Source organism: Halocynthiibacter sp. SDUM655004 (genome assembly GCF_026015885.1).
Classification (GTDB): Bacteria; Pseudomonadota; Alphaproteobacteria; order Rhodobacterales; family Rhodobacteraceae; genus Falsihalocynthiibacter; species Falsihalocynthiibacter halioticoli.
In genome coordinates this window covers 1,467,403-1,480,477 of the sequence record NZ_JAPDUG010000001.1, presented here as the reverse complement: position 1 = coordinate 1,480,477, position 13,075 = coordinate 1,467,403, and the positions used below count along the sequence as shown (strand labels likewise).

General features: G+C 54.3%; 15 protein-coding genes and 1 tRNA gene. 8 read left to right on the top strand and 8 right to left on the bottom strand.

Going from position 1 to position 13,075, the window contains the following annotated elements:
* The first annotated feature begins 212 nt into the window (after positions 1–212).
* The 5 genes from N9C89_RS07250 to N9C89_RS07230 all read left to right on the top strand — a co-directional run bounded on the left by N9C89_RS07250 (position 213) and on the right by N9C89_RS07230 (position 4,748).
* Entirely contained in the window at positions 213–998 is a 786-nt protein-coding gene (locus N9C89_RS07250) for an ABC transporter ATP-binding protein (RefSeq protein WP_263953160.1), read from the top strand.
* A complete protein-coding gene (locus tag N9C89_RS07245) occupies positions 995–1,708 on the top strand; it encodes an ABC transporter ATP-binding protein (RefSeq protein WP_263953159.1) in 714 nt (237 codons plus the stop codon). The genes N9C89_RS07250 and N9C89_RS07245 overlap by 4 nt, the downstream gene beginning before the upstream one ends.
* 3 nt (positions 1,709–1,711) lie before the next feature.
* Positions 1,712–2,722 carry a branched-chain amino acid ABC transporter permease gene (locus N9C89_RS07240; RefSeq protein ID WP_263953158.1) on the top strand — a complete coding sequence of 337 codons (1,011 nt, stop codon included), beginning with the start codon at positions 1,712–1,714 and terminating at the stop codon, positions 2,720–2,722.
* Complete coding sequence (locus tag N9C89_RS07235; RefSeq protein ID WP_394358475.1) at positions 2,719–4,050, top strand: branched-chain amino acid ABC transporter permease; 1,332 nt, start codon at positions 2,719–2,721, stop codon at positions 4,048–4,050. The genes N9C89_RS07240 and N9C89_RS07235 overlap by 4 nt, the downstream gene beginning before the upstream one ends.
* Positions 4,051–4,115: 65 nt before the next feature.
* Entirely contained in the window at positions 4,116–4,748 is a 633-nt protein-coding gene (locus tag N9C89_RS07230; RefSeq protein WP_263953157.1) for an NTP transferase domain-containing protein, read from the top strand.
* Between the two features lie 87 nt (positions 4,749–4,835).
* Here N9C89_RS07230 and N9C89_RS07225 read toward each other — a convergent pair whose 3' ends face one another.
* The 4 genes from N9C89_RS07225 to modA form a co-directional block, all read right to left on the bottom strand.
* A complete protein-coding gene (locus N9C89_RS07225) occupies positions 4,836–5,528 on the bottom strand; it encodes a Hint domain-containing protein (RefSeq protein WP_263953156.1) in 693 nt (230 codons plus the stop codon).
* Positions 5,529–5,941: 413 nt separating this feature from the next.
* Positions 5,942–6,964, bottom strand: coding sequence for an ATP-binding cassette domain-containing protein (locus tag N9C89_RS07220; protein ID WP_263953155.1), 1,023 nt, complete (start codon positions 6,962–6,964; stop codon positions 5,942–5,944).
* Positions 6,957–7,673, bottom strand: a complete 717-nt coding sequence (gene modB, locus N9C89_RS07215) for a molybdate ABC transporter permease subunit (protein WP_263953154.1) — start codon at positions 7,671–7,673, stop codon at positions 6,957–6,959. The genes N9C89_RS07220 and modB overlap by 8 nt, the downstream gene beginning before the upstream one ends.
* Positions 7,670–8,410: a molybdate ABC transporter substrate-binding protein gene (gene modA / locus N9C89_RS07210; RefSeq protein ID WP_263953153.1), complete on the bottom strand. Its 741-nt coding sequence runs from the start codon at positions 8,408–8,410 to the stop codon at positions 7,670–7,672. Before modA ends, modB begins: the two co-directional genes overlap by 4 nt.
* A gap of 221 nt (positions 8,411–8,631) precedes the next feature.
* Between modA and N9C89_RS07205 the strand changes: the two genes are divergently transcribed.
* A complete protein-coding gene (locus N9C89_RS07205; protein WP_263953152.1) occupies positions 8,632–9,264 on the top strand; it encodes a MarC family protein in 633 nt (210 codons plus the stop codon).
* Positions 9,265–9,307: 43 nt separating this feature from the next.
* On the opposite strand, the gene N9C89_RS07200 is transcribed toward N9C89_RS07205, so the two are convergent.
* From N9C89_RS07200 to N9C89_RS07190, 3 genes are all read right to left on the bottom strand, one after another.
* Positions 9,308–9,393: transfer RNA gene (locus N9C89_RS07200), tRNA-Leu, on the bottom strand.
* A gap of 91 nt (positions 9,394–9,484) precedes the next feature.
* Positions 9,485–10,822, bottom strand: coding sequence for a TRAP transporter large permease (locus N9C89_RS07195; protein ID WP_263953151.1), 1,338 nt, complete (start codon positions 10,820–10,822; stop codon positions 9,485–9,487).
* On the bottom strand, positions 10,819–11,376 hold the full coding sequence (locus N9C89_RS07190) for a TRAP transporter small permease (protein ID WP_263953150.1): 558 nt from the start codon (positions 11,374–11,376) through the stop codon (positions 10,819–10,821). Before N9C89_RS07190 ends, N9C89_RS07195 begins: the two co-directional genes overlap by 4 nt.
* A gap of 175 nt (positions 11,377–11,551) precedes the next feature.
* Between N9C89_RS07190 and N9C89_RS07185 the strand changes: the two genes are divergently transcribed.
* Together N9C89_RS07185 and N9C89_RS07180 are read left to right on the top strand one after the other, a co-directional pair.
* A complete protein-coding gene (locus tag N9C89_RS07185; RefSeq protein WP_263953149.1) occupies positions 11,552–12,130 on the top strand; it encodes a YqaA family protein in 579 nt (192 codons plus the stop codon).
* A complete protein-coding gene (locus tag N9C89_RS07180) occupies positions 12,131–12,586 on the top strand; it encodes a disulfide bond formation protein B (protein ID WP_263953148.1) in 456 nt (151 codons plus the stop codon).
* Here the strand turns inward: N9C89_RS07180 and N9C89_RS07175 are convergent, their stop codons facing one another.
* Positions 12,587–13,021, bottom strand: a complete 435-nt coding sequence (locus N9C89_RS07175) for an Lrp/AsnC family transcriptional regulator (RefSeq protein WP_263953147.1) — start codon at positions 13,019–13,021, stop codon at positions 12,587–12,589. It lies immediately after the preceding gene.
* Positions 13,022–13,075 lie beyond the last annotated feature (54 nt).

Sequence of the window (13,075 nt, the reverse complement as noted above, 5' to 3'; positions counted from 1 at the left end):
CACAATCTTTCGTCCGCTTCCTTTCCGTTGGGTCAGGTTTCAGCTGAAACCCGCACAAAGAGCCATTCAGAGCTTGCCAATAAGGGAAACGATGATTAGAGGCGCAGAAATCAAAGAACGAGTAAGATCGCCGCAGGACGTCACCAATACCCGATGAACACTCGGGGGAGGAGTTGGGAGAGCATTCGGCGAAGACTTGAGGGGAATGTCATATGATCGTGGTCGAAGATCTGCATAAGCACTTTGGTGGCTTTCATGCGGTCGATGGAGCGAGTCTTTCAATCGCTGAGGGGTCAATCACAGGATTGATTGGTCCGAACGGCGCGGGGAAAACCACCCTGTTCAATGTTATCGCTGGTGTCTTGCCGCCCACATCTGGACGCGTGACTATGAAGGGCGAGGACATCACAGGCCTCCCCCCGCACGAGCTTTTCGATAAAGGTCTTCTGCGCACGTTCCAGATTGCGCATGAGTTTTCGTCAATGACTGTACGCGAGAACCTGATGATGGTTCCCGGCGGTCAAACGGGCGAAACGCTCTGGAACACTTGGTTCCATCGCGCCCGCATCCGCGAAGAAGAAGCCACGCTTCTAAAACGTGCTGATGAGGTGCTTGAGTTCCTCACGATCGACCATCTCAAAGACGAGAAAGCAGGCAACCTCTCTGGCGGACAGAAAAAGCTGCTTGAGCTTGGCCGCACGATGATGGTGGACGCGAAGATCGTGTTCCTTGACGAAGTTGGCGCCGGTGTGAACCGCACATTGCTCAACACAATTGGTGACGCGATCATCCGCCTGAACAAAGAGCGCGGCTATACTTTCGTCGTGATCGAGCACGACATGGACTTTATCGACCGCCTCTGTGATCCGGTTATTTGTATGGCCGAGGGCAAAGTGCTTGCCGAAGGTACCCTCGCCGAGATCAAGGCCAATGAACACGTGATCGAAGCTTATCTCGGCACGGGTTTGAAGAATAAAACAGTAGGAGCATCCGCATGAGCGACCCCTATCTGAACGCTGCCGGATTGACGGGCGGCTATGGTACAGGTGCGGATATTCTGCACGATCTGACCCTCACTGTGGACAAGGGCGAAATCGCCGTGATCGTCGGCCCCAATGGTGCTGGCAAATCCACTGCGATGAAGGCCGTGTTCGGGATGCTCAACATCCACACCGGCAAGGTAACTCTTGATGGCGAAGATATCACAAACCTTTCGCCGCAGGCACGTGTAGGCATCGGAATGGGCTTCGTGCCACAGGTGAACAACATCTTTACCTCGATGACCGTCGAAGAGAACCTCGAAATGGGTGCCTTCATTCGCGAGGATGATTACAGCCAAACCATGGAACAGGTTTATGAGTTGTTCCCGATCCTGCGCGAGAAGCGAAACCAGTTCGCTGGCGAGCTTTCCGGTGGTCAGCGTCAGCAAGTCGCCGTGGGGCGTGCTTTGATGACACAACCCAAGCTTCTAATGCTTGATGAACCTACTGCGGGTGTTTCGCCAATTGTGATGGACGAGTTGTTTGATCGCATCATCGAAGTGGCCCGCACCGGCATCTCGATCCTCATGGTCGAGCAAAACGCCCGTCAGGCGCTTGAGATCGCCGACAAAGGCTATGTCCTCGTGCAAGGCCGCAACCGTTTCACCGATACAGGACAGGCGCTCTTGGCCGATCCTGAAGTCCGCAAATCTTTCTTGGGGGGCTGAGGCATGGATTTTCTCAACGCAATCGTTGCTCTGGCAAACTTCGTTATCATCCCCGCAACCGTCTACGGCAGCCAGCTTGCGCTCGGTGCGCTTGGCGTGACGCTGATTTACGGCATTCTGCGGTTCAGCAACTTCGCCCATGGCGACACAATGGCCTTCGGGACCATGGTTACAATCCTGATTACATGGTGGTTCCAGAGCATGGGGATCAACTTCGGCATTCTGCCGACCGCCCTGCTCGCCCTGCCCTTCGGGATCGCCATAACCTCGCTCTTCCTGCTTGGAACAGACCGTGTGGTCTATAAGTTCTATCGCGAGAAGAAATCCGAACCTGTGATCTTTGTGATCGTCTCTCTTGGTGTGATGTTCATGATGAACGGTATCGTGCGTTTCATTATCGGAACAGGCGACCAACGCTTTGCCGATGGTGAGCGGTTCATTATCTCGACCCGTGAATTCAAAGCCATGACGGGCCTTCAAGAAGGGCTCGCCATCCGCTTTACCCAAGGCATTACCGTTGTGACCGCAATCATTGTTGTTGCCGCACTGTTCTATTTCCTCAACCGTACGCGGACGGGGAAATCCATGCGCGCCTTTAGTGACAACGAAGATCTTGCGCTTTTGTCGGGTATCAATCCCGAACGCGTTGTGATGGTGACTTGGATCATCGTGGCGGGCCTCGCGACAATCGCGGGTGTTCTCTATGGCCTCGACAAAACCTTTAAGCCTTTCACGTATTTCCAACTGCTGCTTCCGATCTTTGCCTCGGCGATTGTCGGCGGTCTGGGCAATCCGCTTGGCGCGATTGCGGGCGGATTTGTGATTGCCTTTTCCGAAGTCTCGGTGACCTATGCGTTCAAAAAGGTTCTGGGCTATCTCTTGCCTGAAAGCCTTGAGCCGGACAGCCTCGTCCAGCTTCTCTCGACGGACTACAAATTCGCCGTGAGCTTTGTGATCCTGATTATTGTCCTCCTCGTGAAACCAACGGGCCTGTTTAAGGGGAAATCGGTATGAGCCAGACAACTGCACACGCACCTGCAAGTTCAAACACTTTGCGCCTTTGGCTTTCAACCGCTGTTGTTGCCCTGCTTATCATTGGCACAGGTATGTTCCAGAGTTGGAACCTCGCGCTTGTGATTGTTAACATGGGCCTCATCTCTGCGATTATGGCGCTTGGCGTGAACCTCCAGTGGGGCTTTGCCGGCCTGTTTAATGTCGGGATCATGGGGTTTGTTGCTCTTGGTGGTTTGGCCACCGTGCTCGTCTCCATGCCGCCCGTTGAAGAGGCTTGGCAAGTTGCCGGTATTCAGTTGATTTCAGGGCTGTTGATGGGCGTTGCAACAATCGTCGTTGCTATCGTTGCCGCTCAGAAAATAGCCAAAGCCCGCACGCGCAACATCACGGTTGTTGCAATCCTTGTGGTTGGCTTCGTTCTGTACCGTGCCCTGTTTGATCCGGCGGTTGGCAAGATCGAAGCAATTAACCCCGCGCAATTCGGCAACATCGGCGGGCTTAACCTACCGATTATTCTCGCTTGGCCCGTTGGCGGCCTCTTCGCCGCCGCTGCGGCGTGGGTGATTGGGAAAACGGCTCTTGGGCTGCGCTCTGATTACCTTGCGATTGCTACACTCGGGATTTCTGAGATCATCATCGCGATGCTCAAGAATGAAGACTGGCTCGCACGTGGCGTGAAAAACGTCATCGGCCTCCCGCGCCCTGTGGCCTACGAGGTTGATCTGCAACGCGATCCGGGCTTTGCCGAAACCGCAGCAAATCTGGGGATCGACGTCACAACGGCCTCTACGCTTTACGTCAAATTCTCCTATGCGTTCCTCTTCACCATTGTGCTCGTGATCCTTCTGGTGCTGGCGCAATTGGCGTTGAAATCGCCATGGGGTCGTATGATGCGCGCGATCCGCGACAATGAAGTTGCTGCCGAAGCAATGGGCAAAAATGTCACCGCACGTCACCTACAAATCTTTGTTCTTGGCTCTGCGATTTGTGGCATTGCAGGCGCGATGATGACCACGCTAGATGGCCAGCTTACGCCAGGAAGCTATCAGCCGCTGCGCTTTACCTTTCTGATCTGGGTGATGGTGATTGTAGGCGGTTCCGGTAACAACTATGGCGCCGTTATTGGCGGTTTCCTGATTTGGTTCCTCTGGGTGCAGGTCGAGCCACTTGGCAATTGGTTGATGCAACTCATCACGTCGGGCATGGAAGATGGCGCGCTCAAGAGCCACCTGCTCGGAAGTGCGGCACATATGCGTCTCTTTACCATGGGGCTGGTGCTTTTGCTGGTGCTGAGGTTTAGCCCGCGCGGCCTTGTTCCAGAGAACTAACCCGCAGTTTACAAACTTACTTAAAGGCCGGATGCCACGCGCGTCCGGCCTTTTTTGTTGATTAGATGATCGTTAGCCGCCACTTTAGCGGCATGACAAGCTGCGCCATTCTCATTCCCGCCGCCGGTGCTTCGCGCCGCATGGGCGATCGCGACAAGCTCCTCGAGCCTGTGTTCGGCGAACCGATCTTGCGCCGCGTGGTCAAACGCGCGCAGGCAACGGGAGCTTTGGTGATTGTGACGGTCCCCGCACTTGATCATCCGCGCATGGCTGCACTCAAGGGGGTAGACGTGGTCACCTTGCCCGTCCCAGACGCCGCAACGGGAATGGCAGCGTCCTTTCGTGTAGCGCAGGCTGAATTGCCAAAGTCAATTCAATCTCTGCTCATCGCCTTGCCTGACATGCCTGACATCACCGGCGAAGATATGGCGCTGATGCTGAATGCTTTCACCGCATTCCCCGACCAACCCATCCTGCGCGCCGCAACAGAAGACGGCAGGCCCGGTCATCCGGTTTTGCTCCCGAATTGGTGCTTTAAGGTATTGTCTAAACTCGAAGGCGACACTGGCGCGAAATCTATTCTCAAGGCACAGGCAAACCGCGTTGCACTTCTGCCCCTTTGCGATGAGCGTGCGATCCGTGACTTGGATACGCCCGAAAATTGGGCCGCATGGCGTAAGGCCAATCCAGACGCATAGCGATCTGCAAAACCGCGCCAACACGCAGTTACATCCAACAATTCATGAGAGCTAAAAGGCCCCAGATTGGCAGATCCGGGGCACGCTTCAGCGCGCGAGCAGTCGCGCTGCGCGTTTGTCGATAGTTTTACGGGCTGTTGGCATGGGGTCAACCTTTCCCAAGGGTATCAACTCAGGAAAAATTTCAACAAGTTCAATCCGCTGCGAATTTCCCACAGTTGACAGACTCATATCTGTAAGCTGGAAACTTTCGCTCCACACGCCGTTGCTAAGAACCGCTTCGTGGCGGTCAAACATCATGTTGATATAGGTGGTGCCAAGGGTATCGACAGGCTTGATGCCGCGGTGATTCACAAGATGCTTCGCAGCAACAAAAACCTCGGGCTCGGAAAACTCGATAACGGCCTGCGCCGCCAACGCCAAAACACGGTGGTTCGGACTCACAAGCATATCCTGTTCGGGTAGCCCATCGCCAAGTGCCCCTGCGCGGATCAGAATGGGTCGAAGGTGTTGTTCGGCTTCAAGCCGCTGCCAAGGAATGGTGTTTGTGCCAATCCAACGAATTTGTTGAAGGCCGTTGTCGCGTGTGATGATCCTATCGCCAACGCTCAGTGTCTCGATCCGCTTTTCGCCGCGCGGTGTGGCAATCAAGGTACCAGGGGTAAAACACATCGGAATTAGCGTTAGATGCCGCACGATCTGTGTTCCAACATCGGAAGTGTCCCGTGATTGATACGGAACGCATACGCCTTCAGATTGACGGAAACCAACAGGTCGCATCTCTCTCCTAACACTCGTTACTCATCGTGCCCGACACTGGACAATTTTACGTATTACAAACGACGACTTGCCGTTGAGACGTTATAGCAGCCTGTTTCCAATTTCGCAGCAAACGCCTTGTCGCCAAATGCACGTTGGCGTGAGCACCTGAGCTTCCACCAAGCGGTATTCATAGCGGGAAACGTAAAAAACGGTGTCATTGTTTCGGAAACTGGTTGTTTGACCGCAAGTTTCGGCACTTACGCTTATTTAAGCGGGTGATTGTTTCACATTGCGCAACACGCACCGACCCAGAGAAAATCTGGTCTTAAAGAAGCTCACGCATTGTTTTGAGTGGCGACTGTTTCTAGTTCGGAAATGAACGTCACAATTTTGTCTAAAAGTTTCAGAAAAGGCGCGGGAATAGCTCTGCGTTAACCAGAATCATCTGCGAATACAGCAATCACGCGAAAATACAGCCAACCGACGCCATCCCTCGCTCCGGCCTGCTTGGCCAATTCAGCGATTTGTTCGTGCTCTTGCGATCCTGCTTCAAATATCATGGTTTCATCGGCAAATACCCCTGCCTCCCGAACCGAAACCTTTAGGCTGGCGTAATCCAAAGGCGATGCAAAACTCTCTCCGCCAAACATCAGAGTTTGCGGCAGCGTCTGAATAGTAACGCCTGCGCCCTGCTCAAAGGGTAAAACCGGAGTCGACGTAATCCTTTGATCGCCCACGGCCAGCGTCACCGAATGCGCATCTGTGTCTTGCACACGTGCGGGTATTTGAAGCCCACTTGCTGCTGGTTGGCTGATCGTGAACGACCGCGTATCACTCGTTTCTGGCGCGAGAGTGACTGTTTTTGGACAAAGTCGCGCGACCTCTTCAGCGTCGTGGCTCACGAAAATTGCGGGTAGATTGGCCGCATGAAGTGCACGCGCGATATAAGGCAGGATGCGATCCTTTTGCCCTGTATCAAGGCCGGCCAGAGGTTCATCAAGAAGTAATAATTTGGGAGATTGCGCCAATGCACGAGCAAGGGCAACGCGGCGCGCCTCACCGCCGGACAGCGCTTGCGGATACCGATGCAACAGCGGCGCAAGCTCCAAGGCATCAATGATCTCTGTTGTGAGCGGCGGAGCCTTACCCCATATTGCGGCTTGCGTTAGGTTGCCTTCGATCGTCAGATGCGGAAACAACCGCATATCCTGAAAGACAACCGCGACGGGTCGGCTCTGTGGCGAAAGGTTAACGCCCGTGTCGTCAAACCACGTTTGTCCGTTAAATCTGATCGTGCCTTGTTCCGGTGTGTTCAAGCCCGCGATACTGCGCAACAGGCTCGTCTTGCCAGACCCGCTCGGCCCCACAAGGCCCGTAATGCCACGGTCCGGCAGCGACACTTGTGCCGAGAGTTGAAAGTTCGGATGCCGCAGGATGAGGTCTAAATCAATCATGCACCCTCGCCATCGCCCGCCCATTTAGGACATAAATCGCCAGCAAAGCCGCAAAGGAAAACACCAGAAGTCCAGCCGCGAGCACATGTGCGGCGGAATAATCCAAGACCTCCACACGATTGAAGATCTCGATCGAGATGACACGTGTTTTGCCTGGAATATTACCGCCAACCATTAAGACAACACCGAACTCGCCGATGGTGTGCGCGAATGTCAGAACCGCAGCTGTCAGTACACCACGACGTGAGAGCGGCAGAATGAGCCGCCAGAACAAAGAGACGCGACCAGCGCCCATGGTTTGCGCCGCCTCAACCAATCCAGTGCCAACCGATTGAAACGCCGTGTGTAGCGGTTGTACGGCAAACGGAAGCGAGTATATCACCGAAGCTAGGACCAAACCGGTAAATGAAAAGGTCAGTGTCTCGCCAGTAAGGCGCAGGAAAAAGCCGCCAATTGCCGTATTGGGCGACAAAAGGATGAGGAAGTAAAACCCAAGAACGGTTGGCGGAACCACAAGCGGTAAGGCGGTTATTGTTTCGACAACGGGACGCAGGCGTGACTTCGTCACCGTCAGCCACCACGCCAGCGGTATACCGAGCGCCAAAAGGATCACGGTGGTGATCGCCGCCAATTGCAAAGATAACCAAACCGAAGGCCAAAGCGACGGCCAAAGCGCAGAGATCTGTGCGATATCACTGGCACCAGTCATTCGGCCACGCCCTTATCAAGAGAAGGCACGAGATAGCCGAGTTGCGGCAATGCATTTCTCACACGTGCACTTTGCAGTGCGTCAAACACGGCGCGGGCATCTGGGGTGTCGTTGATCAGAAGCATATCCTGCGCGATTGTTTTCTCTGGAAGTATTTCGGCGTCAAATCCCTGAATTCCGCTGATCTGCGACGCGGCAACAAAGGCAATATCCACATTCCCTGTGGCCAGAAACCCCGCAACAGCAGAGACATTCGGCCCAAAGACAAGATCAAGTTCACCCGCTTCAACACCTGCTTCTGAAAGTGCTTCCATGGCGAGGACACCATAAGGCGCAACCGCGGGGTCTGCGATAGCAATGCGGGCCTGCGCCAATTCGGGAGCATCTGGTCGAGACAGCCGTGCAAGTTGGCCAATTGCATATGTCGCGTGCAATGTGTCGGGTTTGTTTGTTAAGTATTTCTCCACATGCAGCGCATCCGCAGCGAGGAACAGATCAAAGGGTGCGCCCTGAGTAATTTGCGCATAGAGCTTCCCCGTTGCGCCATTTACCACGCGCAGTTTAACCCCCGTCTCTGCTTCGATTGTGGGCGCGAGAACAGCGAGTGCGGGCACAAAATTACTTGCAACAGCCAAGGTGACTTCGCGTGCCATCGCCGCATGGCCAACAAGCGTAAATCCGACCGCCCAAACCGACAGCCGCACCCAATAGGTGATCGCTCGCGTCAAAATTCTCACCCGTTCCAACCCCTTGCGTTTGCGGCGATTTTTTACCGTACCTTTTTGCCCCTGACCCTAACCGTAATGCAAGCGTTTAGCAGATAGAACGACATTCTCTGCACGGAGCTGTGAGACCGCATGTGCTTACAGCAGCAGCGAGTCCAACAAACCGTTTCTTATTGAAATCCTTTGGTTTACCGTTACCAGTAAGTAATAGTTGGCAGTGAAAAGGGGCGAATGTGGATCATAGCGAACTCATCAAAGCTTTCGGCGCGTTCTTCGCGATCATGAACCCATTTGTGAACTTGCCAATATTCATGGCGCTTACGTCTGACCTCTCGGTGGCGCAGCAACGTACACTGGCGGTGAAGATTACGCTTTTTTCCGCCATTATGTGCGGTGTGATCTTGGTTATGGGCCAACAAATCATCGGATTTTTCGGCATTAACGTAGATCAGTTTCGAATTGCTGGTGGTGCTGTCCTTGCTCATATCGCATGGACGATGCTGAACGGCGGGAATATTGCCTCTCATCACGGGACCGGAGAGGAAAAGCAACAGCAGACAGACTTGTCAGGACTTGCGTTCTATCCCACCACATTCCCTATCATCGTCGGCCCCGGCACCATTGCGACGCTGATCATCTATGCCGGCAACACCACAGACCGCATTGAATTGCTGACGTTGGCCGGAGTCGTTGGCGTTATCCTTTTGATGCTGTTTATAGTTCTCTACTTCGCATCGTTCTTTGGCAAAGCACTGACCAGCACCATGCGTGTTATCATGACACGGCTTATGGGTATGATCCTCTTGGCAATTGCGGTGGAGATGATCGTGGACGGCCTGAAAGCGGTATTGCCTGGGTTGGCGTAAAGCCGACCCAACCTACTCAACCGTCAAGTTTGATATCTGATTGTGGTGCCCGAGGAGAGACTCGAACTCTCACGCCCGTGAAGGCGGGGGATTTTGAATCCCCTGCGTCTACCATTCCGCCACTCGGGCCACGGAAAGGGATGTAGCGCGAGATTTTGGCGGGGAAAAGGTCAAAAACGCAAAATGATGGAATTTTCTTTTCTTGGGTGCCCGATGGGCCTTAAACCAACCACAGTGCAAGGCTGGGAACGAGCAAGATCAGTGCCACACGCAGGATATCTGTTGCGATAAAGGGAAGCACGCCGCGGTAGGTTTCGCCGATGGCAGTATCCTTCGACAGTCCGTTGATAATAAACAGGTTCAACCCAACTGGCGGCGTAATTAGTCCGACCTCGACAGTGATAAGCGCAAGGATACCGAACCAGATCGCGGTTCCCTCTGCGCCGAGGCCGAAATCGAGTGTTTCGATGATCGGGAAGAATATCGGGATCGTCAGCAGGATCATAGACAGCGAGTCCATGACGCAGCCAAATATGAGGTAGAACAATAACATCGCCAAAAGAACCGCAAGAGGCGCGACGCTGTTTGCTGCAATCCATTGTGCCAGCATTTGTGGCGCTTGGGTAAAGGCGAGGAAAGAGTTGAAAAGTTGTGCGCCCAGCAAAATCAGGAAGATCATCGCAGTAGCAGAGGCCGCTTCGAGCAAGCTATCGACAAATCCAGCGCGGGTCAGATCGCCGCGAAGTGCTCCATAGAGACCCGTCAAGATCATCCCCACGGCCGCGCCTTCGGTTGGCGTAAATAGTGCCTGCACCCCCTCCTTGCTCCAGTTCCAATCCGCCGCAATGCCGCCCATCACTAGGGCAAAAATGGCGATGACAGGCCAAATCCCAACGAGCGAGCGCAAGCGTGCGGATATTGGCGCGCGCTCGTATTCAACATGGGCCGGATCAAACCCCGCCATGACGCGCACCGTTATCATATAGCCGAGTGCCGCCAGAATACCGGGAACGATTGCGGCGCTAAACATCTTGGCGATGTTTTGTTCGGCCAGGATCGCATAGATCACAAGGATCACCGAGGGCGGGATTAGAATGCCAAGTGTGCCGCCCGCCGCCAATACACCGGTTGCAAGGCGATCAGAGTATCCGGCGCGCCGCATCTCGGGCAAGGCCACCTGCCCCATGGTACTGGCGGTTGCGAGTGAACTTCCGCATATTGCACCGAACCCTGCACAGGCCCCGACGGTTGCCATAGCAATACCGCCGCGCCGATGCCCAAGCCAATCCGCTGCGGCCTGAAACAAGGCGCGGCTCATGCCGGATTTGGTTGCGAATTGCCCCATCAAAAGGAACATGGGAACGATAGAAAGCGAGTAGCTGGAGAATGTATCAAACCCCAGTGTTTTCAATTGGCTAAGCGGCGCAGCTGCACTTCCGCGCATGACCCAGATGCCTACAAATCCCGTGATCCCCATAGCCACGGCAATCGGCACCCGCAAAAAAATCGCAATCAGCATGAGCGCAAAGCCGATGAGCGCAATTTCAACGCCGGTCATGCGTCACCTCTTTTTAGGGATTGAATGGCCCGCACCATCGCTACAGCGAAAAACAGCGCCGCACCGACCAGACAAAGCGCGTAAGGTATCCAGATTTCGATCTGAAGTTCATAGGTCGTTTCGGCGAAAAACGGTTTGCTTCCCATCGCAAGAACAGAGCGAAGCCCCTCCGGCCCGTAGGGGAACTTTTCGGCGAAACCAAGGTACAGCCGCCAGAGTAAAATGCCCGCAACAATTGCCATGAGGATTTCGGATACACCACCGAGTAAGGCGCGCGTTCGTGGTGGAAATCGGTCAACCAGAACACCAACACTTACGTGCTTTCCTTCCATATGGGCAAACCCAAGGAAACCAAACACCGCAATGCCCGTTGCAAGCTCAATCAATTCGAAATCACCGGAAATCGCATGAAGCCCAAGCGGCGCGAGCGCACGTCCTGCAACAGAAAGAACCGTGATAAGAGCCGCCAATACCAAGCCACAGCCCACAACAACAGCCCAGCTTTTTACAGCACGGCGCAGCAGTTTTGGACAATCTTCAGGCGTTGGAGTCATGGCGCAATCTGGGAGCAGTCAACGTGAGTTTTTGCGGCTTTACCTGTTAATGCCCCACTCGCGCAACTCTTGTATTTCAAATGCGACTGTTTGTTGGGCATTCTCAGGCTTCCACAAACGGGTTGGATCGGATACATCCGGCTAAACAGGCAAAAAACAAAACCAAGAGGCGCGCATGTTACGATCCCTTTACGACTGGACAATGGGACTGGCTCAAAGCCGTTACGCCCTGCTTGCGCTTGGTATTGTCGCGTTTTTTGAAAGCTCTGTATTTCCGATCCCGCCAGACGTCTTGATGATCCCGATGATTATCGCCGCGCCAAAGCGGGCGTGGATCATTGCCAGTGTCGCGCTCGTCGGTTCTGTGCTTGGCGCGTTGCTTGGGTATTACATCGGCGCGGCATTGTTTGACTCAGTCGGACGGCCTGTTTTGGAATTTTATGGCAAAGACGCCTATTTCGGTGAATTCGCCACGCGCTATAACGAATATGGCGCATGGGCGGTGCTGATCGCCGGGGTAACTCCATTCCCGTTCAAGGTTATCACGATATTGTCAGGAACAACGGGGCTGTCATTCCCTGTGTTTATCGTTGCCTCGATTATCGCGCGGGGCCTGCGTTTCTTTATTGTGGCGGCTCTTTTGCGTGCATTCGGCGAGCCAATCCGCGACTTTATAGAGCGGCGATTGGGGCTTGTATTTATCGTCTTTTGCGTGCTCCTCTTTGGCGGATTCTATGCGGTAAAGGTTATGTAAATGACACGCCTCTTGCTTTTGATTGCCACGCTTGGCTCTGCGGCTCTGATGATTGGGGCGCTCGGTTTCCAGTACATCGGCGGGCTTGCGCCCTGCCCCATGTGCCTCTGGCAGCGGTATCCGCATGTAATCGCAATTGTGCTTGGTGTTCTGGCCCTTTCGGGTGGTCCACGCATTCTTGCGCTGCTTGGTGGTCTGTCGGCCCTAACCACAGCGGGCATTGCGCTATTTCACACAGGTGTTGAGCGTGCGTGGTGGGAAGGCCCGTCTACATGCACCTCCGGCGCAATAGCAGAGCTCTCGCCTGAACAACTCATGGACCAGATCATGAACGCCCCTCTGGTGCGGTGTGACGAGGTCGCGTGGGAGTTCCTTGGCCTTTCAATGGCGAGCTGGAACGGCATCGCCTCGTTGGTATTGGCTGGTGTCTGGTTTGCTGCTTGGTTGCGCGGATAGTTACTTCAAGCTGCGCGTGCGGCGCGATTTAAGCAGCAGGTTCGTTTCGCTGTTCTGAACGCCATCAATCCGGCGAATATCGGCTAGGATCGTATCGAGCGAAGCAAGGCTATCGGTGCCGATCTCTACGATCAAATCCCATTTCCCATTGGTGGAGTGAACCTCGCGAACTGCCGTGAGCCCGAGCAACCGATGCAAAATCCGATCAGTTCCCCGCCCCTCAATCGCCAGCATCATTAGGCCACGCACGGCATCAGTTTCCACGTCCTGACGTAGGCGTACGGTGAAACCGACGATCTCTCCGCTCTCTACCAACCGCTCAAGCCGCGATCGAACGGTGGTTCGCGAGACCCCCAAGTCATGCGCCAAATCGGATAGACCACGTCGTGCGTTTTGACGAAGTGCGCCAATGAGTTTTTTGTCCGTTTCGTCCATAATGTGGTTCCATAATGCAAAACTACCTCTCAAATTATCCGAATCTCATGGTAA